Consider the following 23165-nt stretch of genomic DNA (forward strand, 5'->3'; position numbering starts at 1 on the left):
AGCCGCCGACGAATCGGCGGCTACCGGCATTCACACCCCGGGCCGCGCCAGGTAGAACACCTCGTAGCCATTGCCCGGATGGTTCACATCCAGCGCCTTCGCCGACAAGGTAATTCGCACCAGCTTCCACGCCTGCACATCCAGCGCCAGAAACACCGCGAAGTTATCGCTGCTGTCCGCGAGCTGCTGGTTGCGGGCCTTTTCTGCGGCGAGGATTTGCCCGCGGTCCGCCCCCGGCGCCAGCGCCCACTCCTCCCGATACAGGCTCAAGGCGTCTTGCGCCGGACCTCGCTGCACGTCCAGCGGTAACCAGGACTCAATGTGCGGCTGGCCAAAACTGTCGAGGACCTTCTGGAAGCGCTCGCCGAGCAAGAAATCCGCAGCCTGCAAAGGATCCGACCACAGATAAACCGACGAATACAGGTTACCCACCCCCGGCCCCTGCCCTCGCTCCTGGGCGATAAACGCCTTGAACAGCAAACCCTCGGCATGATCCCACAACGGCCCCAGGCGAGCGGCCCGCTCACGGATGACACCCATGTCGTAATCGGCTGGCAAGCGGTGTGAATACTGTTTGGCAAACATCATGGCGCTCCTGTTCAGATGAGTGCCCAGCTTGCGCAGCGCCCATGATTTCAGCAAGATATCACCGGATATAGGTGTGATAAGGAACTGAAATGACCGACACACTCAAGCCGCTGGATATCGACACCGTGCACGCCTTTGTCCTGGTCGCCGATTTCGCCAGCTTCACCCGCGCGGCCCAGGCACTGGACACCTCGCAGGCAGCCATCAGCCTCAAGCTCAAGCGCCTGGAAGAACGCCTCGGTTATCGCCTGCTGGTTCGTACACCGCGGCATGTGCGGCTGTCGCCCCAGGGCGAGCAGTTCATCGTCGCCGCCCGCGCATTGCTCAATGCCCACGAACGGGCGTTGGGTGACATGGGCAATGGCGCCCCGCGACGGTTGGTGATCGGCATCAGCGACCACGTGGCCGGGCCGGACCTGCCACTGTGGCTCAGCCGCCTGGCCGCCTATGACCCGCTGGTGATCCTGGAGGTGCGGATTGCATCGTCCCGCGACCTGGTGGCGGCGTTCGACCGCAACGAACTGGACGCGGTGATCGTGCGCAACGAAGGCGATCGCCAGGACGGTGAGGTATTGGTGGTGGAGCGCTTTGGCTGGTTCGCCGCGCCTACCTGGCAGCACACGCCCGGCACGCCCCTGCGCATGGCAACCATGGCCTCGCCCTGCGGCGTGCGACACCTGGCGGTGCGCGCGCTGGATGAGGCGCGGATTGACTGGACCGAAGTGTTTGTCGGCGGCGGCGTAATGGCGGTGGGTGCAGCAGTCAGCGCCGGCCTGGGTGTGGCGGCGCTGGCCCGGCGAGTGGCGCCGGCGGGCGCCGTGGACGTCAGCGAACAGTACGGATTACCGGCATTGCCCGTCAGTGAAATCGTGCTGCATAGCCGCATCAGCGACGGCCGCTCCCGCGAGACATTGCGGGCGTTGAGCGCAACCTTCAGAGGGGTTCTGGAGCGTTAGATTGCATCTGGGTATACCGCCCGCGCACGAACCGCTCCAGTTCATCGCCCGGCAGCGCCTTGCTGAAATACCAGCCCTGGATGATCAGCTCCGAGCCCGACTGCAAAAACGCCAGTTGCTCGGCGGTTTCCACGCCCTCCACCACCACCCCGAGGTTCAACGCCTCACAGAACCGCAGCATCCCGGTCAACACCTGGGCGCCCTTTGGATCATGCTGGGCGACCACGAAACTGCGATCGATCTTGATGAAATCCACGGGGAACTGGTGCAGGTAACTCAGCGCTGAAAATCCGGTGCCGAAGTCGTCGATATACACCTTGGCACCAATCGCCTGGAGCTTCTCGATCATCTGCCGCGTGCCCTGGATATCGCCCACCAGCGCATCCTCGGTGATCTCCACCGAAACCTGCCCGTGGGCCTGGGCCAGTATCTCCACCAGCCGATCACCATACGCCGGGGTAGTCAGCGTGGCACTGGAGATATTGATCGTCATCGGCAACGTAAACCCGACCTTCTGCCACTTCTGGTACTGGCGCACAGCCTGGGATGCCACCCACACATCCACGTCGGGCATCAACCTGGCATGGGCTAGCCATTGCAGGAACTCCCAGGGTGAATGCACCGTACCTTCGGCGTCCCGGGCCCGCATCAACGCTTCGCAACCGGTGCATAGCCCAGTCCGGGTGGAAATCTGCGGCTGGAATTCGAGGTAGAACTCGTAGTCGCTGATCTGCTGGATATGGCTCAACTCGCTGACCTGGCGCGCCTGGGCCTTGTGGGACGCCATCACCGGGTCCAGCTCCAGCAAGCGGCCTTTTTCTTCCAGGCCGCGAAAGGTCATGTCCAGCGACTTCAAATACACCGTGCCGCCCTCCGTGGCCTGGCGGTTGATCGCGCGCACATAGGGCGCATAGATCAGCATGCCAACCCCCAGCAACACCACCTGCAGCAACACTGCCGCGAGATCGCCGTGGGTGCTCAGGTAGGCGTTGAGCAACACCGGCGCAGTAAATGGCACGCTCACCACCGCAGGCGACACCCAGCCAATCTGCACCACCATCAACGCCAGTATCACGTTGAACGCCGGGACCACCAGAAAGGGAATGAACAGCCGCGGGTTAAGAATGATCGGCAAGCCAAACAACAGCACTTCACTGACATTGAACAACGACAACGGCAGGCTCGCCATCGCCACCAATCGCATGGACCGGCTTTTGGAAAACAGCAGGATCGCCAGCAGCAGGCACAGGGCACCACCCGAACCGCCGATAAACGCGAAACTGCCCAGCAAGCCGCCATTCAGTAGATATTTGACCGGCTCGCCCGCGGCCACCGCCGCATTATTGAGCCCGACCGCCTGGTCCAGCACATCAAAAAACGGCTGCATGGCGTAGACCCCATGGATCCCGAAAAACCACAGCAGCGAATTCATCAGGGTCACAAACAGGCCGCTGCCATAGGGCGTCTCCAGTGCATCGAGCACCTGCGGCCCCTGAAGCTGTGCCACCTGCGGAATCTGCAACAGCAACGACAGCACGAGCACCAGCCCGAGCGCCGTGATTGCCCCCGGCACCACCATATTGAGGGTGCCCTTGAGGTTGTGCCCCACCAGGTCTTCGTTGATCAACCGCGTCCAGCGACGCCGATGCAGCCAGGCGATGGCGGGCACATTGATCAGCGGTGAGGCGATGGCGATGAACAACACGAAGGTCGCCGAGGCTCGGGGAAAATCCCGCAGCACAAACGTGGCGATCACTACATGGGCCAGGCACAGGAACGCTACCGGGAGTTGCGGCAGGCGGTGCTGGATCGCGAGCATGTAACCGATGGAGGCTGCCACCAGCAGCGGGATCACCGAGCTGATCTGGTTGTGCAACCCCGCCAGGAAGGCCACCACCTGAGGGTCGAAACCCAGCACTCGGGCGCATTCGGACAGGATCAGGAAACCGGCCGATACCAGCAGGCACGGCAGGATCCACAACAGCCCCTCGCGTATGGCCCGCAACGACTCGGTACTGGCGAGGGCCGCCAGCCGCTGGGTGAAGAAAAGCTTGAACAGCGTTTGCGCCATCACCTGTCCCTCGGTCCCTGATGCCAGGGTCGCAAAATAACACCTGGCTGTCGCCTTATCACGGGGTAACGCTACACGCCCTGACACCGCAAGCGAAAGGCTTTTGCCGCCCCTGGCGCATTTATTCAGAATCACCGCAGGGGCTTGCTGCTTGTCGATTGGCTCGGGTTGGCCCATCCTTTGGCGCACTGGTTGTCGTAAAAAACGACGCACCCCTCGAACGGACTCGACTGATGCTGCGATTCACTCCCCTCATGGCCTGTGCGCTGCTGGGGCTGACCAGCCCGTTGGCCGGCGCCGCCACCCCTACCTTCGCCGATGCCCAGGCCAGCGACCCGGCCAGGCTGCAATGGATGGTCGGCGCACCGCCGCCGGCCGACCGCACCGTACGCTTTGAAGACGGCAGCTATTTCCGCTTCCCGGCGATGCGCTGGAGTGTCGCCAACTTTCGCCAATTGATGCCCACGGTGAACGTCTCCCGCGGGCTCGGCGCACCGCTGGCATTGCCACGCAAACTCGACCCGGCACTCGATGCAATCCCCGTGCAGCCAGTGGGTGCAGCCCAGCCGCTGACTTGGCGCCAGGCCCTGGACGCCACCTACACCGATGGCATCGTGGTGATGCATCGCGGCACGGTGGTTTATGAGCGTTATTTCGGGGTGCTCAAGGAGGATGGGCAACACGCGGCCATGTCGGTCACCAAATCGGTGATCGGTACCCTGGGCGCGATGCTGGTGGCCGATGGCACTCTGGACCCACAGAAAAAGATCGTCGACTACGTGCCCGAACTCGGCCGTTCGGCCTTTGGCAGCGCCACCTTGCGCCAGGTGCTGGACATGACCACCGCCCTGGACTACAGCGAAGAGTATGCCGACCCCAATGCCGAAGTCTGGGCCCACGCCCAGGCCGGCAACCCGCTGCCCAAACCCAAGGACTACACCGGGCCGCGCAGCTACTACGAGTTCCTGCAAACGGTTAAGCAGCGTGGCGAACACGGGCGTGCCTTCGGCTACAAGACCGTCAATACCGACGTACTCGGCTGGGTGATTGCCCGCGCGACCGGGCGCAACGTCGCGCAACTGCTCAGCGAACGCATCTGGAGTCGGCTTGGCGCCGAACAGGACGCCTACTTCACCGTTGACTCCATCGGCACACCCTTCGCCGGTGGCGGCCTGAACACCGGGCTGCGGGACCTGGCCCGGTTTGCCGAGATGCTGCGCAACGGCGGGCGCTTCAATGGCCAGCAGATCGTGCCCGAAAACGTGGTGACGGATATTCGCCAGGGCGGCGACAAGCAGGCGTTCGCCCAGGCCGGCTACGCTCAATTGAAGGGCTGGAGCTATCGCAACATGTGGTGGGTAACCCACAATCCCGACGGCGCCTTCATGGCCCGCGGGGTGCATGGCCAGAGCACCTACATCGACCCCAAGGCCGAAATGGTGATTGTTCGCTATGCCTCCCACCCGGTGGCCGGCAACGCCGCCAATGATGGGGTGACCTTGCCCGCCTATGCAGCCATGGCGGCTTTTTTAATGTCCAAGCCACACTGACCGTCTCTCTTACCGTGGAGTAAACCTTTGTCCCAACCCGGCGAAAACCACCAGCTAGCCCTGGACCGATTCTTGAGTGAACACCCGGCCCTGGCCGCGGAACTGAATACGTTGAACCCCCTGGCGGCCCAGGCCAAAGGGGAAACCATGGAGCAGTACCGCGCCGAGCGCCTGCATGAAGCCTTCGAGGCAGAAGCCGAGCAACAGGGCTTGTTCGCCTGGGAACTGACGCTGAAATTGACGGCGCATTCCCCGGCGGATTTCGAGGCGCAACGCCTTGAGGTGCACAAGGAGGTGGCGCAAATGGCAGGCCTGAGTTGGTTCGAGTATTGCCAGCTGCACGACTTGCCCGTCTAGAACCAGCGGCCCAGGCCCTTCCTGCGATCAGCGAGCACCGCGCGTAATTCATCAAGAGTAACGGCCCTGCGTTCAGGGTCAGCCGTCAACGCCATACGCAATACAGGCCAGCAATGGCGAGGCAGTTGCCGGGGCCGGGCCGGCCTGTCACTGGCGTGGCGCCGGCCTTGTGCCAATTCGTACAACACACAGGCCACTGCATACAGGTCGGCGCTGGCCGACAGTGCTCCGCCAGCCAGCAACTCCGGCGCGGCGTACGCGGGCGTCCAGGCATTGAAGCGGCTGCGACTCAAGCCTGGAGAACCCGCCGGGGCCAGTCCGCAAGCCTCGCCCAGACCGAAATCGAACAAGCGCAAGCCGCCGTCTCCCACCATGACATTGGCGGGTTTCACATCCCCGTGCAGCACACCCTGCTGATGGCTATGGCGCAACGCGTCGAGCAATTGCATGGCGATGCCTTGCAGCGCTTGCCAGGGTAAACCGCCGGGGCACTCCAGCAGCAACCGGTCAAGGGTCATGCCCTGGAGCAGTTCCATGGTAAAGAATGCGATCTGGCCGGGAGCATCCACTTCAAATGAATACACACGCACCACCTGCTCATGCCGCAGGCTGCGGGTCAGGGCAAACTCGTTGTACAGCAACTCGGGGGCTCCGTCGCGCGGTGGGTTTACCGGGGCCTTGGCAAAGGCAAAGTGGGTCAGGTCGCGCATGACTGCACCACCACAGCGGTCAGGTTGTCGCCGGCCGTACCGCGCAAGACACCTGCAAACAGCTGGTCCAGGACACGTTGCGGATTTCCCTGGCTCAAGGCCTGGCCCAACTCAGAGTGGCTAAGCGCCTGGTACAGGCCGTCGCTGCACAACAGAAACACATCCCCTGCCAAGGTACCGAGTTCCAGGACCTGCGGGCTCAGTGGTGCCCGCGAGCCGATGGCCCGGGTCAAGGCCCGTGCGTCTGGATGGGCCCTGGCCTGTTCCGGGCTCACCTGCTGGTCAATCAATTGCTCACACAGCGAATGGTCTCGCGACAGCTGGTACAGCGTCTGCCCGCGCCACAGATAGCAACGACTGTCACCGGCCCAGACACACGCAGCGCGATCGCCCTGAAGCAACAACGCCACGACCGTGCTTCCCATGATGGCCTCGGCGCCACGGGAGGCCAGCGTCAATTCATCGCCCAGCCGCCGGTTGAGCCATTGCAGGCAACGACGGGTCGCCTCGACGCGTTCATCCAGGCTGCCCTGGCCGGGCAATGACGCCAGGCCATCGACCACCAACTGGCTGGCGATATCCCCCGCCTGATGCCCGCCCATCCCGTCCGCGACGGCCCAGCAGCCCGTCCCGGGGCAATCGAGAAAGGCATCCTCGTTGCGTAAACGGACCTTTCCACGGTCTGTGCGACCGGCGCTGTGCCAGCGGTCGCGAGGTTGGCTCACAACTGCTCCGGCAGGCGAAAAGTTCGCCACTGCGCCATCTGGAATGGATTGGGTGTGCGTCGGCTGGTCAGCAGGTAGTTGGCGCGCAAGCCTGCCAGGTCAGCCTTGAGGATCAACTCATCCTGCCCGCTGGAGGGTTCGCTCTGCATCAAGTCGAACAAGCGAAACAGGGACCAGGCCCCGGTATTTTTTTCGAGCCCCAACGCCCGCTCGCGGCCCCGCTCCAGCACCAGGCTGCTGCGACCATTCTCAGCCTCGGCTGGCCATTGCATCGCCATGGGGACAATCGGCCCGTGCCGGTACTCCATCTGCTGGCCACCCAAACGCAAGACCGCGCGACTCACCGACGGGTCCAGGCTATAGGGTGCGAGCGTGAAACGAACCTGCAAGTCCCCCGGCTCATCCGCAAAAAAACCGCGCCTGATCACCTGCACCTTCGCCTGCTGGTCGAGCAACGCCCGAGACATCGGCAAGCTGCGCCCATCCAGGCTACGCAGCCTGTAGCGCCCGGAATCACCGCTGACAAAAGGCTTCAGATAGCTGTCAAAGAATCGCGCCATGATCCCCTCAGGCTTGAAAAACTCCTGGAAGTCGTTGAGGGAAACGTCGCTGCTGGCGTGGGCATTGAACGGGAAACGCAGCTTGATCGCCCTGCTGTAGAAACCATATACCTCGCTCTGATAACGCTGGTTCACATGCCGATAAGCCTGGTCGAGCAGGCGGCGCCAATGCTCGTCGGCCAGGCTTTCGAACCAGCCCGCCAGCGGCAGCGGCAAACGCGCGGCCACGTTGCGCAGGTTACTCAGCGCATCCTGTTGCCCCTGGATCCGCCGCTTGACCATCTCGAACGCGACCGGCTCCGGCGCGCCTTCGCGATTCAAGCTAGCCAACTGCAGGTGCAAGTCGTTGAGCGCCTGTAACACGCCGGTCAACTCGGCCCCCGGGTTCTCCTGGCTGTCCAGCAACTGGTGCAAGGGCTCGAAGCGGCGCTGCATGGCTCGCCGTGCGCTGTCGGGCAAGGCATTGACCAGCCCGGCGGCGGTCGGCAACCGCTCTGCCGCTGGCCCAGGCAGCTTGGCAGCCAGCTCGTCGAGGCGCTCACTGGCCGACGGCAGGCGCGTGTGGTCACGAACCTGCTGCAACAACTGCAACAACGGCGACTGGGCCGACGTCAAGCTGGCGAGCTGCTCGGCGCCTTGCCTGGAGTTTTCAGTTTCACGCAGGCCAACCTGCCCAAGCGCCTCGCTCCAGACATCGGCATACTCGCTGAAGTAGCGTTGTTCAAGCTCCACCATCAACCGTTGCAAATCCATGGCGCTCAGGTCGGCGCCCTCTCCCAGCACCCAGTTGTCCTGGACGATGGTATTCACCAGCCGCGCGCCCTGCGCTTCAAAATGCCGCTGGTACGTGCGGGTATAAAACCCCGGAATGGAACGCTCGCCCCCGTCAAACACCCGCCCGTGTGCAAGGCGCAACGGTTCAAGGCCGCGAGCTTGTTCGCGCAGCACCCGGTACACCACGTCAACCAGCGATTCGCCGCGCAACACGTGGCGCGCGCGGGCCACCAGCTCGTCATCGAGCGGCTGCACGAACGGCTGCTCAAGCAAGCGCGCGAAATGTTCATTCAACCGGTTTTGCACGGAGGGCTCACCGGCAAACCGTACAGACCAATGCCCCGCCACCCGCTCACGCAGCCAGCCGACATCCCGACGCTCCCGCAGGTTGAGCATCAGGTATGCCCGGAGGTTATCCAGCAGCCGTTTACGATCTTCCAGGCTGCCGCGAACTTGTTCCTGCAGCATCTCGCTGACCTGGGACAGCAACAGCCGCCCCAAGGCACGCTCGTAGGCCTGCTCCAGCACCGGACGGCTGATACTGCCCTGATACAACCCCATCCGCTCAACCAGCCTGGCTTCGCCCGGCAAGGGGAAAATCCGCGTGGCCGCCAGGCGGCTGTCCAGCAGCGGCAGGAGTGCCTGGGTAGCGTCTGACCCAGGCTGCACGGGTGCGAGCTGTCGTGCCAGCGCCTGCAGTTGCTCCAGACGTTGATGATTGGAGGAGTAACTATGGGTCCACAGCAAGCCCGCCGCCACGACGACCACTAGCGCGCCCAGGGCCAGTCCCCCCTGGTGCCGGCGGATTCGACGGCGCTCCTGGCTATCGAGGTCCGCCAGGTCGGCTTGCGCCAGAATCACCCGGCTGAACAAGCCCTGGATAAAGTACGCACGTGGTTCAAGTGCCTGTGGGCCACCGTCGGCGCTGGTCAAGTAGAAACCACGAAAGCCGTTGGTGTGCTGATAACGCGGGCCGCAAAAAGCAACGTCGATATAGAGGCTCAGGCGCTCGCCAATCCGGGCCGCCTGATGGGGGAAGTCGAGCATCCGTCCGCGCAGATCACTGTTGCGTTCCTGGTGCAGGCGCTGCACAAGCTCACCGCTCAAGCGCTGCAGCAGTGCTTCAAACGCCTGTCGTACCTGGGCAATGCCAATACCCGCTTTGCCTGGGACGATAGATTCGCCCAACACCGCATCACTGCCTTCGCCCAACGGCCGCTCGAAGAACTCCGCAAACCCCGGCAGGCGGTCGGCCTGGGTCACCACCAGGTAGATCGGCACCTCCACATGCAACGTCTGGCGGATCTCCAGCAACCGACTCTGGACTGCCCGCGCCTCATTCTCCAGCTGACGCTCGCTGCCATGGAGCAATGTGTCTGTCGACAGCGCCACCACCACACCATTGAGCGGGCGTGTCCGGCGCCGCACCTTGAGCAGCTCCAGCAGCGTCGACCAACCCGCGCCATCGACCTGGCTGTCAGGCTGGGTAAGGTAGCGGCCGGCGACGTCGAGCAACACGCCGTCCTCGGCGAAATGCCAGTTACAGTCCCGCGTGGCACCGCCCTGCGTCGCTACCGACGCGCCCTGATCCTGGAGCAACTGCAAGCCACTGGCGGCCAACATCCGGGACTTGCCACTGCCTTCCTTGCCGATCAGCAAATACCAGGGCAATGCATTACGCCAACGCGGGCTGCGTTCACCATAAATCCGGGAGTGTTTCAGGGTGTACAAAGCGTCCTTGAAGCGACCGCGCAGGTGCCGCTGCTCGTTTTCAACCTGGCCTTTGCGCGGGCGTGGTTCGCCGTCATCGACGGTTGATTGCCGGGCCATACTGCGCCAATTGGCATACACCATCGCCAGGCCCCACAACAAAAACAGCCCGCTGATTGTCAGCAAGCGCGATGCCGCCGCTTGCCAGAATCGATAGTCGTCGACAGCCAGCAGTGGCCCGAAGAACCACACGGTCATTGCGACCGCGAGCACCAGCAGCAGGCTCCAGACCCAAACCCTGCCCAGCACGGCGCCCGCGCTCCTGAAGAATGCGTTCATGCGTTGCTCCCTGCGTTAGAGCGGCGCCCGGAAAATATCCGGCGCCACGAGTTGATACGGTTGCAACACCGCTTCACGCTGCTGGCCCAGCACCCAGGCAAATCCTGCATACAGGCTCAACAGGCTGGCGGCGACAAACACTGCAATCCAGGTGAGCGACACGACCCTCAGCCGTTTCCGGCGCGGCTGTTCCGGCCTGGGCGACGGCGCGCACGCCGCAGGCGTATCACCCCGCACATGCCGGATCTGCCGATACAGCGCGTCCCGAACCTGTTCAAGCTGCAACAACCCACGCTCCATGACCCGGTACTTGCCCTCAAACCCGAGGGACAGGCACAGGTACATCAACTCCAGCATCGCCAGGTGCTTGAAGGGGTCCCTCGACATGCGCTCAAGCAACTGGAAAAACTTCTCGCCGCCGAAGGTTTCGTTGTGAAAACTGCTCAGCAGGCTCATCTTCGACCAATCGCTCTGGCTGCCCCATGAGGTGGTGACCACTGCCTCGTCGATCACGCTGCACAGCACATACCGCGCCGCCATGACCTCGCTGCCTTGGGCCCCGTCATGCCGGGCCCGCGTCTCGAACAGCGTGACTGCAGCCGAGAGTCGTTCATTCAGGGCGCGCAGGCTTTCCTCGGCGGTACTGCGCTTGAGGCGGACCACCTCGGACAACAGCTCCCAGGCAGGCGCCACCAAACTGTTCAGGCCAATGTCGAAATGCTCCGCGCCCTGCAAGCGGGCCGCGTAGATCATCCGGTCTTCCAGTTGTTCGAAACGCGGCGGCGATGCGAAGTCGGTCATCGGTCCCTGCGCCGGTCCGCGTCCCTGTCGATCAAGCAGGACGGTTTTCTCGTCCTGCGGGTATTCCCTGTCCATGGTCTCAGTTCCTGATGGCCCAGAATTTCAGTTCCAGTTCGGCAAATTCACCGCTGACGTGGAAGGCAAATCCTCCCGACTGCTTCAACTGCTCAATGTCCCGGGCACCGAGTTCAAGCATGAAATAGGTGTTGGCGGCATGAAACGGTATCTGCCGGGGAGCCACCGGCAGCGGCTTGACCTTGATGCCCGCCAACTGCAGGTTGACCAACTCGCGAATCCGCTCCACGGGGCCGACCTTGAGGTGCGCCGGAAGCCGGTGTCGAAGCTCCTCGGCGTCACAATGGGCGCTGGCGGCCAGAATGAAGGTCGCCGAACCCAGCAGGTTGAGATCGCTCACCGGGCACACCAGCACCCCGTACTGGCGAGGCTGCAGCGCCAGCTCAATGGCATGCTGCTCAAGCACCATCGACAGCAGGCTGCGAATCGGCTCCATCAATCCACGAAAGCTGGCGCCCTGGTCGCTGTGCCGGTAATGCCCCTCGAAGTGCGCACGCTTGCTGTCGCTGGCAAACGTCGCGAGTTCACCCAGGATCGACAGCAATGTTCGATACAGCGTTTCAGGGCTGACCTGGCTCAGGCCCAGGTAGTGACGCAAGACCAGTTCGGTGCGATTGATCAATTGCAACATCAGGAAGTCGCCAACCTCCGCGCCGGCGGCGGTACCGTTGGCGCGAATCCGCTCGGCGATGGCATCCCCCCGGTAAGCGAGCAGGCTGATCACTTCCTTGAGGCAAGACAGCAGGTAGCCGGAGCCATGCAGGTGAATGAAGCTCGGGATAAAATCGGGGTCCAGGCTGACGCCCTCCTCGGTGCAACTGAGCACCTGGGCAACCTTGAGCTTCACGTAGTGCGGGTCGCTGTGTTGCTCCCCCAGCAACAGGCGAAAATCCAGCTGCCCGCAATTGACCTGACGACGAGCTTCTTCCCCGGCGTTGGAGTCGCTGACGTCTACCGCAAGAGTCTTGTAGCGCGCCAACACATCAATCTGCTCGGGTCGACGGGCTTCAACACAGTTACCTGTGGCCAGCGGCAAGGCCAGGTAGATCGACTGCTTCCCGGTATTTACCGGAACCTCCAGCACCAGCGACTCCATCGCGCCGCCCAGCTCGAACAGGCTGCCATCCGGCAATATGCCGCTGGCCTGGCTGATAACGACCTTGCCCATATTGAGGTATTGCACATCGATTTCCAGGGCCAGGAAGCCCCAGGCGTGACGGCACAACAGCTGGGTGCGGCGCGTGAGTTGCTGATCGTGGTACCGATCGTTTTGCTGGAAATGCTGAGGGCGCAGCAACATGCCTTCCTGCCAGATGACTTTTTGGCTGTACATGTCAGTCGCCCGCCTTCGCGGGTTGCGGGTTGACCAACCGAATGCCGGCCTGATCAAGGATCAGTTCAGCGCCGGTCAATCGCTGCGCGGTCACCGGCAGCACATAGCGCCATTGCGAGTGAGGCAAATCACGGTACGCCGCCAGCACGCCGACATAACGACTGCCGGGCTCGAGACTGAGTTTGAGCGTGGAGTGATCGCCGGGGCGCAACTCCAGCTCTTCGAGGTTCACCAGGTCCTTGGGCAACGTGTGCTCGGCATGAGCATAAAGGCTGAAAAAGTCCGCATTTTCAAAAGCCACGGCGTGTCGAAGCTCCATCAGGTGCACCACGATCGGCGAGGGGCGACCATGGAGATCAGGGTTGACCCGTTCGCTGGCGGTCAGTGTCAGGTCCAGCTTGGTCAACTTCGAAAAGGGCGACAGGGAGCAACCACCCAGCAAACCCATTACAGCGCACAACAATGCAACGGTGACTCGGGACATGAAGATCATCCTGGATAACGGTGAAGGGTTGAGATCAGACGAATCTGTTCCTCGTACGTCTTGGCGAAGTCGCTGCCCAGCAGGCGCTCGCTCAAGTGCTCGTCCTCGATCAGTGCCTGGTAATGGCGCTGATACGCGCGCCAGCGGGCGCCACACCGGGGGATCAGCGGCGGCCTTGCCTGGCGTTCGAAGCACAGCAGCAAATGGCCGGGCGCAAAGGCTGCCAGAGCGCCGCGTACTGCCGCGCGGCAGGCCGCCAGCAAGGCCACTTCGTGAGCCTGCATGTCGCGGTACGCCCGCATGACAAGCATCTCGGCGGAAACCTGCCCCAGCTGCCCGACACCCAGCAGCGACCCCAAGGCCGCACTGGCGTCTGCGCTGTCTCTAAGTGGGTTGGGGCTTTGGAGCGGCGTCTGGGTGAGTGCCAGTTTCAGCTCTTGCCTGAGCTCGTTACGGGTGCCCAGGCTCTGTTGCAACCCTTCAGTCATTTGCCGGAGCAAGCTCGCGGCCTTGATCGCCAGGACTTCTCTTGCCGACTCATCGAGGTCGCCCAGATCAATACCGAGTGCCTGCGCAAACCCCAACCAGAATGGCCCTGAGCCGTGACCTGGAACGGGCGATTGCGGACTTGGGGCGACCTGGCGCGCAGGCTTCACAAGCTCGGGAACCGTCAGGTGATCCCGGTCCGCCGCCGCGTGGTCCGTCCAGCGCAATGTCTCGTAGGTGGTCATGTTCAGGGCCGCCAGCTCTTGCGACCCGTCCTCGCGCTGCAGTTCGCTGGCCATTGCCCGCAGTGGGTCCAGCTCAAGGAATGCATCATCGGGAATCAGCCTGTGTAATCCGTCCTGGCCCTGTCCCAGCGGTGGGCTGACCAGTCGTGCGCGAATACTCAGCGGCCCCAGCTGAAATACCGCGCCGTCATCTATCGGTTGCTGCTGCCCCTCATGCAGACGCTCACTGCGGCCTGCCAGGCGGGTTCCATTACTGCTGATATCCGTCAGGAAATACCGGCCGTCACGATAACTGATCACCGCGTGACGACCGGAAACCTGGCGACTGGTGTCAGGCAGGGTCCAGTCGCAACCGGCCCCCCGGCCGATGACGCCCCCCACACCGTCAAAGACTTTGCGCAGCGCCGGCGCGGACTCTGCTGGCCCCGCAGGGCACACCTCAAACACTAGCTGCATGGCAGGACTCCTCCGCGCTCACAGGCCACGACCGGTGGACCGTGGATCACCCAGCGGACGGTAGTCATCGTCGTCAAAGACATGATTGGTGTTACAGCCACTCAGCAAAAACAACACAAGCACCAGGGCTTGCCACTGACTAACAGGCATCAGGTATCTCCCGGAATTGAAAGGGTGTGCCATTCAGCACTCTCCCTGGACTTCGCCAAACGGAATGTCCAGGCGTGCAAGGCGGTACAACAACGTGCGCCGGGCGAGGCCCAGTTCACGGGCGGTGCGGGTTCGATTGCCACGGTTCTTGCGCAGGCAGTCGATCAGCACTACCCGCTCGACTCGCTCCATGCGCTGGCGCAGCGTTGCGTCGACAGCGGGCGCGGACAGGGTTGATGGCAGCGATAAATGCGCAGGCAGGATCACCTCGTCGTCGCACAGCAGCACCGCCCGCTCCACCATGCATTTGAGCTCACGAACGTTGCCGGGAAAGTGGTGGCTGGACAGTTGATCCAGGGCCGCACTCGACCAGCCCACCGTGGCTCGCCCCAACAGTGCACAGGCCTTGTCGGCGAAATGCCGGGCCAGTTGCAGCACGTCCCCGTCCCGCTGGCGCAGCGCCGGCAACTCGATAGGAAACTGCGCCAGCCGGTAATAAAGGTCCTCGCGAAAGCTTCCTTCAGCCACCATGCTGGTGAGGTCCCGGTGGGTCGCCGCGACGATTCGCACGTCGACCTTGTGGGACGTGTTGGCACCCAACGGCCGAATCTCGCCCTCCTGCAGGACCCGCAACAACTTGGCCTGCAGTGACAGCGGCATATCACCGATTTCGTCGAGCAGCAGCGTGCCGCCGTGGGCGGTGTCAAACAGGCCGGCGTGGTCTCTTTCGGCCCCGGTGAACGCGCCTTTGCGGTAACCGAACAACTCACTTTCGAGCAAGCCTTCGGGAAACGCTGCGCAGTTTTGCACCACAAATGCCTTGCTGCTGCGCGGGCCGGCAGCATGAATGGCCCGGGCGACCACCTCTTTACCGGTGCCGGTCTCGCCCCGGAGCAGCACGGTGTAGGGGCTATGCACCACCTTGCCGATCAGGCGGCACGTCTCGTCCATGGCCGTGCTGTTTCCGATCAAGCCGTAGCCGCTGGTGCTGCGGGTGCTGCGAACCACCTTCAACGCACCGGGAGCCCGGCGCATTCGCCGCAACAGGGCCAACTGGCTCAAGACAAAACTGCCCAATTGGCCCAGGGACGCACCATAGCCAGCCAGCTCCGTCGCTCGCAGGCTGGCACACAACACCATCCCGGATACCTGCTTGCTCGGCCCCGGTAACGGCACGCACAGGAGTGATTGCCAGGACGCCGCGCCCGCTGGCAGAAACCCCGTGTCATACACACTGCTGCCTGCCTCGGTGAGGTTAAACACCCGGTTCTGTTGCAGCACGTACTGCAACAGTTGCTCGTTCCGGAAATCCGCGCCCGAGCTCACAACCGCCCCTGGCGGCGACAGGCCCGGCAAATGCTGGGCAGCCAGTTCGAGGCGGCCGGTGGCCTGGTCGAGCAGGTACAATTGGCCAAGCTCGCAGCCGCTCAGTTGCGCGGCGCCCGTCGCAAAGTCATCGGCCAATGTCGATTCGTCGCTATTGATGCCCAACCGGGTAAACCATCCCAACAAGGCAGCGGCGTAGTCCAGCGGGCTTGGCAACTGGGTAAACGGATTGTCCGCCATCAGCTGAACTCACAGATTACGGTGCCATTGGCATCCAGCCTGGCATGGACGAACTGCAGGGACTTGCCAACGGCCATCGCATCCAGCAGGCGATCCACCACCTGCGGCAACAGGTTTTCCTCGATCCATTGGTCGACAAACCGCGCGCCACTCCCACTGTGGCTACAGTGCTCGGCCATGTGTGCGACAAGATCCCCTGCGTGACTGAATGCGAGCTTGCGCTGAAGCAGACGCTGGCCCAGGCGCTGAAGTTTGTGTTCAATCAGTTGGTGCAGCACCGCGCCTGCCACCGGGTAATACGGCACGACTCGCATACGGGCCAGCAGCGCCGGCTTGAAATGAGCTGTCAGTACCGGCCGGATTGCGGCGTGCAGTACTTCGACAGCCGGTCGTTGACTGTCGGCGCACAGCCCGGTGACAAGATCGCTGCCCAGGTTGGAAGTCATCAGGATCAGGGTATTGCGAAAGTCGATTTCACGCCCTTCTCCATCATTGGCTACCCCTTTGTCGAACACCTGGTAAAACAGGTTCAGGACATCCGGATCGGCCTTTTCCACCTCATCGAGCAGCACCACTGAATAGGGCTTTTGCCGCACCGCCTCAGTCAGCACCCCGCCCTCCCCGTAACCGACATAACCCGGTGGTGCGCCGATCAGCCGGGACAGTGAGTGTTTCTCCTGGTATTCAGACATGTTGATCGTGGTGACAAAGCGCTCGCCGCCATACAACAGGTCGGCCAGGGCGTGGGCTGTTTCAGTTTTGCCGACACCACTGGGGCCCACCAACAGAAATACCCCCACGGGGGCATCAGGCTTGTTCACGCCGGCCGCGACAGCCCGCAGGCAACGGTCCAGGACCTGCACGGCACCTTCCTGGCCGAGGATGCGACCACGCAGATCATCCGCAAAGTTCAGGACCTTCGCGCTGTGTTCGCGGGCAAGCTGTTCCAGGGGAATACCCGTCCAGGCGCTGATAACCTGTGCCACCAACCGTGGGCATACTTCGAAGCTGACCAATCGCTGTTCGTGCTGTATGGCCTGCAACGCCTGATGGTTCTGGGCCAGGAGCGGAGCGAGAGCCTCAGTGCTTTCGCCAAGGTTACCGGCGTCGGCCAGTTGCTGGCGCAGCGAGAGCACCTTCTCGGCCAGTTCGCGCTGGTGGGTCCAGCGTTGTTCAAGCTGTAACTGTGCGACTTCTACTTCTTCCAGTCTCCGGGTGAGGTGCTGCAGCACCTGTTCATCGATGGCCAACCCCGCGTCGGCATCCCTGCGCACGGCACGTTGCTGGCGCGTGCCCTCGGCCAGTTCGGCGCGCAACTGCTGCAGTTCGTCCGGCGCCGTGACCAGGCTGATCCGCACCCGGGCACAAGCGGTGTCCAGCACGTCCACAGCCTTGTCCGGCAACTGGCGGCCGGCCAGGTAGCGGGCACTCAACTGCGCGGCGGCGACCACGGCGTCATCGCGCACGTAGACTCCGTGGCTGGCCTCATACACCGGGACCAACCCACGCAAAATCGTCACGGCATCGTCAACCGTCGGCTCGTGCACCTGCACCGGCTGAAAACGCCGCGCCAACGCCGGGTCTTTCTCGAAGTACTTCTTGTACTCCGACCAGGTCGTCGCGGCGATGGTACGCAACTCACCTCGTGCCAGCGCTGGCTTGAGCAGGTTGGCGGCATCGGAGCTGCCGGCCGAGCCGCCTGCGCCGACCAGGGTATGAGCCTCATCGATGAACAGGATGACCGGTTGCGGCAAGGCGTTGACCTCATCGATCAAGCCTTTGAGGCGGCGCTCGAACTCACCCTTGATGCTGGCACCGGCTTGCAGCAGGCCCATGTCCAGGGTCAGCAGGCGCACCTTCCTGAGCACCTCTGGCACTTGCGCGCTGACGATCCGCAGGGCCAGGCCCTCGACTATCGCGGTTTTCCCGACACCCGCCTCGCCCACCAGAATGGGGTTGTTCTTGCGCCGCCGCGCGAGCGTATCGATCATTTGCCGGACTTCGTTATCGCGACAGAGCACGGGGTCGAGTTTCCCGTCCCGGGCCTGGCGAGTCAGGTCATGGGTAAAGCGCTCCAGCAAGGAACTCCCCGCCTCAGCGGGAGCCGCCTGCGCGTTTTCGCTCAAGAGAAATCCGAGCACACGCGGTGCATCAAGCGTGCTCATCACCGCCTGGTAACGGCTGCCAGCGTGCTGCATCGGGTTGCGCAACAAGGCAAGCAGCAAGGCGCCATGGTCCACTTCCCGTCGGCCCAGCTCCAGATGGGCAACCAGCAACGCCTGCTGCAGCCATTGCACCAGGGCGGGCGAAAACACCGGATTGCGGGAAGCGCTCTGGTCGACCCGAGGTTGCAGCACGGCCTGCAATTCCCCGGCATCCACGCCCGCATCCTGCAGCGCTCGCATAAGAACACCCTCGGGATGCTCCAGGAGCGTCAGCAGCAAGTCTTCCACCAGGACCTCGCCGCCGCCCCGGGTGACACAACGCTCGGCGCTGCGTTCCAGGTCGCGCCGTGTGGACGCCGTCAATGCCTGGATAAGTTGTTGCAGATCCACATTCATCATATCCATCAATCCCTAATGATTTTTACTGGCCAGGATGACCACGCCGTCTGCCCGCTCATGCCCCAGCCAACTGGTCCAGCCCAGGCGGCAGACGTTGTGCTCGCCAAGGTGCAACGGCCGGACCTCGCCCGCCGCCAACACCAGTCGCACGTCGTATTCCAACGGGTCCCGGGCGGCAAAACGCACCAGCGCACACAGCGGCTCGTAACCCGCCCCGGTGGGCAAAAACTCGTGAAAACGCTGCCAGTCGAGTGCCAATACATGAACCCTGAACATGCCACTGCGGTCGATAAGGCACTCCCCCAGCACCAGGTCCGAACCCAACGAGCTATAGGCGCGACCAAGATCATTGCGCTGCTCCTGGTCGATCACTACCCTGCGCTCGACCCACTGCTCGATGACCAGCCGGTTGTGCTTGAAGTAATAACGCAGCACGGTCTCGATCAGCGCGGCGGAGTGCACGCGCAGGCTCAGCAGCCCCAGGTAGGGCAACAGGCGTTTCCAGTTCAGTTGAGCCGCGCTGCGAATCGCGCTGCCACCCAGGCCCACCCATGCAAACATCTGCTCGGAAAAGGGATCGCGGGCGCCCGTTTGAAAACTCGCCTGATAACGATATTTTCGCCAGATCGGCACTATCAGCCGGTGCAGGCGATGGTGAAAAAGATCAAGAAATTCCCGCGTCGGATTACCGCCCGCTACCTCGGCAAAGGCTTGCTCGCCATAGAACGCCGGCAGCGGTGACCCTGTACCAAACAGGCCCAGCACATTGAGGCGAAGCCGTGCCCGCAAATGGCCGTGCTCGACAAAAAACTCCACACGATCAATGTCGTTGCCGGGAAAGCCAAAGCCTGGGTTGGCCTGGAACTCCAATTGATCGTAGAGCGCATCCTCGTCCAGCGAGGGATGCGCCTCGCGCAGGCGCTCGATAATCTGCGCGACCGCCTGAAACACCGAGTACTCGCGAATCACTCGGGACAGTGCGGTTAAAGCAGGGGCTGCTGGCCCATCCGGGGTGGCCATAGGTACACGTCTCCTTGTGTGCTGATGACTCGCAGTTCGTGGTACGAGTTGAGGCTGGCGTAAAGCGCGAAGAACTCGTTGAGCACCGAGGCAAAGACGAACACGTCGCCCTCCCCCAGGTAGCCTTCAGGATCGATGGTGAGGTCAACCCGCAAGCCGCGAAATGGCAGGCCTCGGTGCAGCCGGTCTACGGGCTGGTGACTGATCGAACGGAGGGCGCCCAGCCTTCGCCTGCTGACCTTTTCCACCTGGCGGTCGTGATAACGCGGCAGGTCGTAGGTTTCGAGGATCACCCTCAAGGCGTTGATATCGGTCAATGACAGATAGTTGAGCGACATATTGCTGATCAGTCGCCACAGGAAGTCGCTGTCCAGGGGTGGCGCAAAGCTGGGGGTTGCCGCGGTGATGTTGCGAAACGAGAGAAACTCGGGCGTCTGTTCGCACGCCTGATTGATATCGCCCACCTGCAGCAGGCGTGGCAGGTTGTGGTTGGTGCAGGTCAGTTCAATCGACAGGGTTTCCTGTTCATGCACTGGACACCGGTCGAAACTCAGCCAGGTATCCAGGCCGGCATGTTGCAGGGATGGCCGCTGGCGAACGCCATAGCTGGGCGCGGCGCTGCCAAAATCGTGCTCAAACGATTCGAACGGTACATATTCCTGGTACCCGAGGCCTCCCGGCCGCCATCCCGTGACCTTGTCGACGGAAAATACACCGCAGTTCCCCCTGGCGTATTCGCCAGGCAACAACAGGTATTCGTCCTGCTTGCCGTCCAGGCGAATCGGTACGCCGTCGTGCCTGAACAGATTGACGATGGGCGTGCAGTACAGCTTCACGTTGTCCAGGGTAGGCGCCATTCGCTCAATACCGCGACCACGCATGTCGAAGCGTAACGTCACGCCATGTACCTGCTTGAGTACGTCAATAGGCAACCTGCTCAGCGCGCCAAGGCCACTCACATCGACAAACAGGTATTTGTCGGGAAAGGCGAAGTACTCCTGCAAATGGCGATAGCCACGAAAGGTATTCAACGGATAAGGGATCAGTGCCTCATCCTCGGAAAAGCCCACAGGACTGATATCGTTGCTGGACAGACGCAATGAAACAGGCTCGCCGTCGGCGCCGATGACCGGCAGCCCGTCGCGCCCGAAAGGCTGCAACTCGAACCCGTCCAGGTGACGCAAAAGCCCCAGGTAAAGCGCCTGGCTGACGGGCTGCTCCCCCGCGAGATGCAAACGCAGGCAGTTCAGTTCCAGCTCACTGAAGTTGCCCTCGGCCGTCATCTCCAGACGCAGGCAGAGCAAAGCGCCCTCACCCTGTACCGAGTACTCCATGGCGGCCAGTTGCAGCGGCAAGACCTGCGTCGGGTAACAGGTACGAAAACGGCAGCGTTCACCGTCGATCGCAATGCTTTCCACCGGTGTATCCCGCTCGACCCTGATGGCCGGCCCTGTGCGCTTGAGCGGATCAAACTGCAGCATGCTGAACGACGGCAGCGGCCGCATATAGTTGGGCCACAGCAGATGCATCAACGAGTGACTCAACTCCGGCAATTGATCATCAAGCTTCTGCCGCAGGCGACCGGTGAGGAATGCAAAACCCTCAAGCAACCGTTCTACGTCCGGGTCCTGGCCAGCGTCCCCGAGAAACGGCGCGAGTGCCGGGTTGCGCTCGCAGAAGCGTCGCCCCAACTGTCGCAGTGCGCTCAGCTCGCCCTGGTAGTAGCGGTTAAACGACATTCGGTTTGACCTCGACCCGTGCGCCGTGAGCCAGGCTGGCGCAAAAGGCGACCGCTTGCGTCATGCCATTGACTTCCATGGCCCCCTCGATGGAAAAAGCCAGCACCATCGGGTCACGGCCCTGTGGCAATGCCCTGACACGGACATCCTTCAGACGGGGTTCGTAGGCCTGGATAAAGCGCTCAATCAGGAACCGAGCCTGGCTCAACGCGTCATGCAGGCTGAGGCGCATGTCATTCAGATCAGGTAACCCGTAATCAGGTAGCGTCTGGACACTGCCCGCACGGGTGCTGAGCATTTTCGCCAGATGCCCCGCCACGGATTCCACGACGCAACCTTGCGGGCTGCGCCCCACGCCGGACTCCAGGCGCTCGAAAAGGCTGCGGTTTTGGGTAATCACGTGGCGGCGGCTCATTCTTTATCGAGCTTGCCGACGAGCGACAGAGTGAAGTCTGCCCCCATGTACTTGAAGTGCGGGCGAACGCTCAGGTTGACGCGATACCAGCCGGGCTCCCCGTCGACATCACTGACAACAATGCGCGCAGCCCGAAGCGGGCGCCGTCCACGCACTTCAGTGCTGGGGTTGTCCTGGTCGGCTACGTATTGGCGAATCCATTTGTTGAGTTCCAGCTCAAGGTCGGTGCGCTCCTTCCACGACCCCAGCTGTTCACGCTGCAGGACCTTGAGATAGTGGGCCAGGCGATTGACGATCATCATGTACGGCAATTGGGTACCGAGCCGGTAATTCAGCTCGGCAGCCTTGCCTTCGGCACTGATTCCAAAAGACTTGGGTTTTTGCACCGAACTGGCGGAAAAGAACGCTGCATTGTCACTGCCCTTGCGCATGGTCAGGGCAATGAAGCCCTCTTGCGCCAGCTCGTATTCGCGTCGGTCGGATACCAGCACCTCGGTAGGAATCTTGGTTTCGATCTCGCCCATGCTGTGAAAGTGATGCAGCGGCAAGTCCTCCACTGCACCACCACTCTGCGGGCCGATAATGTTCGGGCACCAACGATACCGGGCGAAACTGTCCGTCAAGCGGGTAGCAAAGGCATAGGCCGTATTACCCCACAGATAGTGTTCGTGGCTGCTGGCCACATGTTCCTGGTAGGCGAACGTCTTGACCGGACAATCAACGGGATCGTACGGCGTACGCAATAGAAAGCGCGGTACGGTGAGGCCGATGTAGCGGGCATCTTCGCTCTGGCGAAAACTCTGCCATTTGGCAAACTGCGGCCCTTCAAAATGGTCCTTCAGGTCCTTGAGGTCAGGCAGGCCGGTAAAGCTCTCCAGGCCGAAGAAGCCAGGGCCGGCCGCCGCAATGAACGGTGCATGGGCCATGCAGGCCACGCTGGAAACATACTGCATCAGCCTGACATCGGGAGCACTGGGGGAAAGGAAATAATTGGCGATGATTGCCCCTACGGGCTGGCCGCCGAACTGACCGTATTCGGCACTGTAGATGTGCTTGTAGAGTCCGGACTGAGTCACCTCCGGTGAGTCCTCGAAGTCATCCAGCAGGTCCTGGCGGGAGACGCTGAGCAGTTCGATCTTGATGTTTTCACGAAAATTGGTGCGATCAACCAGCAACTGCAGGCCACGCCAGGAAGACTCCAGTGCCTGGAAGTCGGGATGGTGCAGGATTTCATCCATTTGCTGACTGAGCCTTGCGTCAATCTCGGCAATCATCCGGTCAACCAGGCGCTTCTTGACCGGCTCGCCCTTGTTTTGCGGCTTGATCAGCTCCTCGATAAATGCCGAGACTCCACGCTTTGCAATGCTGTAGGCCTCGTCGTCGGCGCTGAGGCGGGTCTGGGCAATGATGTTGTCGAGAATGCTGTACTCATCCGTGATGGGCGCATGCGACGGGCTTTGGCTGGTAGTCATGGTGTCAGTGTCCTTTTAA

General features: G+C 62.3%; 19 protein-coding genes. 3 read left to right on the forward strand and 16 right to left on the reverse strand.

Annotation, left to right across the window (positions count from 1 at the left end; genetic code table 11):
* Positions 1–30: 30 nt before the first annotated feature.
* The gene (locus tag HX824_RS22565; RefSeq protein ID WP_087694166.1) at positions 31–585 is read right to left on the reverse strand and encodes a DUF4865 family protein; all 555 of its coding nucleotides are present in this window, start codon (positions 583–585) and stop codon (positions 31–33) included.
* A gap of 92 nt (positions 586–677) precedes the next feature.
* Between HX824_RS22565 and HX824_RS22570 the strand changes: the two genes are divergently transcribed.
* On the forward strand, positions 678–1544 hold the full coding sequence (locus tag HX824_RS22570; RefSeq protein WP_177055093.1) for a LysR family transcriptional regulator: 867 nt from the start codon (positions 678–680) through the stop codon (positions 1542–1544).
* Here HX824_RS22570 and HX824_RS22575 read toward each other — a convergent pair.
* Entirely contained in the window at positions 1522–3615 is a 2094-nt protein-coding gene (locus HX824_RS22575) for an EAL domain-containing protein (RefSeq protein ID WP_102604784.1), read from the reverse strand. The genes HX824_RS22570 and HX824_RS22575 overlap by 23 nt on opposite strands.
* A 254-nt stretch (positions 3616–3869) precedes the next feature.
* Between HX824_RS22575 and HX824_RS22580 the strand changes: the two genes are divergently transcribed.
* On the forward strand, positions 3870–5165 hold the full coding sequence (locus HX824_RS22580) for a serine hydrolase domain-containing protein (protein ID WP_371319422.1): 1296 nt from the start codon (positions 3870–3872) through the stop codon (positions 5163–5165).
* A gap of 27 nt (positions 5166–5192) precedes the next feature.
* Complete coding sequence (locus HX824_RS22585; protein ID WP_003208062.1) at positions 5193–5522, forward strand: DUF6388 family protein; 330 nt, start codon at positions 5193–5195, stop codon at positions 5520–5522.
* On the opposite strand, the gene HX824_RS22590 is transcribed toward HX824_RS22585, so the two are convergent.
* The 14 genes from HX824_RS22590 to tssC are packed head-to-tail and all read right to left on the reverse strand — an operon-like array spanning position 5519 to position 23146.
* Entirely contained in the window at positions 5519–6232 is a 714-nt protein-coding gene (locus HX824_RS22590) for a serine/threonine-protein kinase (protein ID WP_177055095.1), read from the reverse strand. The genes HX824_RS22585 and HX824_RS22590 overlap by 4 nt on opposite strands.
* Positions 6220–6957, reverse strand: coding sequence for a PP2C family serine/threonine-protein phosphatase (locus tag HX824_RS22595; RefSeq protein WP_177055096.1), 738 nt, complete (start codon positions 6955–6957; stop codon positions 6220–6222). The genes HX824_RS22590 and HX824_RS22595 overlap by 13 nt, the downstream gene beginning before the upstream one ends.
* Positions 6954–10340 carry a type VI secretion system membrane subunit TssM gene (gene tssM / locus HX824_RS22600; RefSeq protein ID WP_177055097.1) on the reverse strand — a complete coding sequence of 1129 codons (3387 nt, stop codon included), beginning with the start codon at positions 10338–10340 and terminating at the stop codon, positions 6954–6956. Before tssM ends, HX824_RS22595 begins: the two co-directional genes overlap by 4 nt.
* Positions 10341–10355: 15 nt before the next feature.
* Positions 10356–11216: a type IVB secretion system protein IcmH/DotU gene (gene icmH / locus HX824_RS22605; protein ID WP_177055098.1), complete on the reverse strand. Its 861-nt coding sequence runs from the start codon at positions 11214–11216 to the stop codon at positions 10356–10358.
* A 4-nt stretch (positions 11217–11220) separates the two neighbouring features.
* Positions 11221–12549 carry a type VI secretion system baseplate subunit TssK gene (gene tssK / locus HX824_RS22610; RefSeq protein WP_134326852.1) on the reverse strand — a complete coding sequence of 443 codons (1329 nt, stop codon included), beginning with the start codon at positions 12547–12549 and terminating at the stop codon, positions 11221–11223.
* A gap of 1 nt (position 12550) precedes the next feature.
* On the reverse strand, positions 12551–13033 hold the full coding sequence (tssJ, locus tag HX824_RS22615; RefSeq protein ID WP_177055099.1) for a type VI secretion system lipoprotein TssJ: 483 nt from the start codon (positions 13031–13033) through the stop codon (positions 12551–12553).
* A gap of 5 nt (positions 13034–13038) precedes the next feature.
* On the reverse strand, positions 13039–14220 hold the full coding sequence (gene tagH / locus HX824_RS22620) for a type VI secretion system-associated FHA domain protein TagH (RefSeq protein ID WP_177055100.1): 1182 nt from the start codon (positions 14218–14220) through the stop codon (positions 13039–13041).
* A gap of 18 nt (positions 14221–14238) precedes the next feature.
* Positions 14239–14370: a hypothetical protein gene (locus tag HX824_RS22625; protein ID WP_003208049.1), complete on the reverse strand. Its 132-nt coding sequence runs from the start codon at positions 14368–14370 to the stop codon at positions 14239–14241.
* Positions 14371–14403: 33 nt separating this feature from the next.
* Positions 14404–15936 (reverse strand): sigma-54-dependent Fis family transcriptional regulator, encoded by a 1533-nt coding sequence (locus HX824_RS22630; RefSeq protein ID WP_177055101.1) that lies wholly within the window; start codon positions 15934–15936, stop codon positions 14404–14406.
* Positions 15936–18500 (reverse strand): type VI secretion system ATPase TssH, encoded by a 2565-nt coding sequence (gene tssH, locus HX824_RS22635; protein ID WP_177055102.1) that lies wholly within the window; start codon positions 18498–18500, stop codon positions 15936–15938. The genes HX824_RS22630 and tssH overlap by 1 nt, the downstream gene beginning before the upstream one ends.
* A 12-nt stretch (positions 18501–18512) precedes the next feature.
* The gene (gene tssG, locus HX824_RS22640) at positions 18513–19520 is read right to left on the reverse strand and encodes a type VI secretion system baseplate subunit TssG (RefSeq protein WP_177019437.1); all 1008 of its coding nucleotides are present in this window, start codon (positions 19518–19520) and stop codon (positions 18513–18515) included.
* Positions 19484–21259, reverse strand: a complete 1776-nt coding sequence (gene tssF, locus HX824_RS22645; protein WP_177055103.1) for a type VI secretion system baseplate subunit TssF — start codon at positions 21257–21259, stop codon at positions 19484–19486. The genes tssG and tssF overlap by 37 nt, the downstream gene beginning before the upstream one ends.
* Complete coding sequence (gene tssE, locus HX824_RS22650; RefSeq protein ID WP_008437008.1) at positions 21249–21674, reverse strand: type VI secretion system baseplate subunit TssE; 426 nt, start codon at positions 21672–21674, stop codon at positions 21249–21251. Before tssE ends, tssF begins: the two co-directional genes overlap by 11 nt.
* Positions 21671–23146 carry a type VI secretion system contractile sheath large subunit gene (tssC, locus tag HX824_RS22655; protein WP_003208039.1) on the reverse strand — a complete coding sequence of 492 codons (1476 nt, stop codon included), beginning with the start codon at positions 23144–23146 and terminating at the stop codon, positions 21671–21673. The genes tssE and tssC overlap by 4 nt, the downstream gene beginning before the upstream one ends.
* Between the last annotated feature and the right edge of the window lie 19 nt (positions 23147–23165).

Origin of the sequence: Pseudomonas sp. D4002, from assembly GCF_013385665.1 — a bacterium.
Taxonomy (GTDB): Bacteria; Pseudomonadota; Gammaproteobacteria; order Pseudomonadales; family Pseudomonadaceae; genus Aquipseudomonas.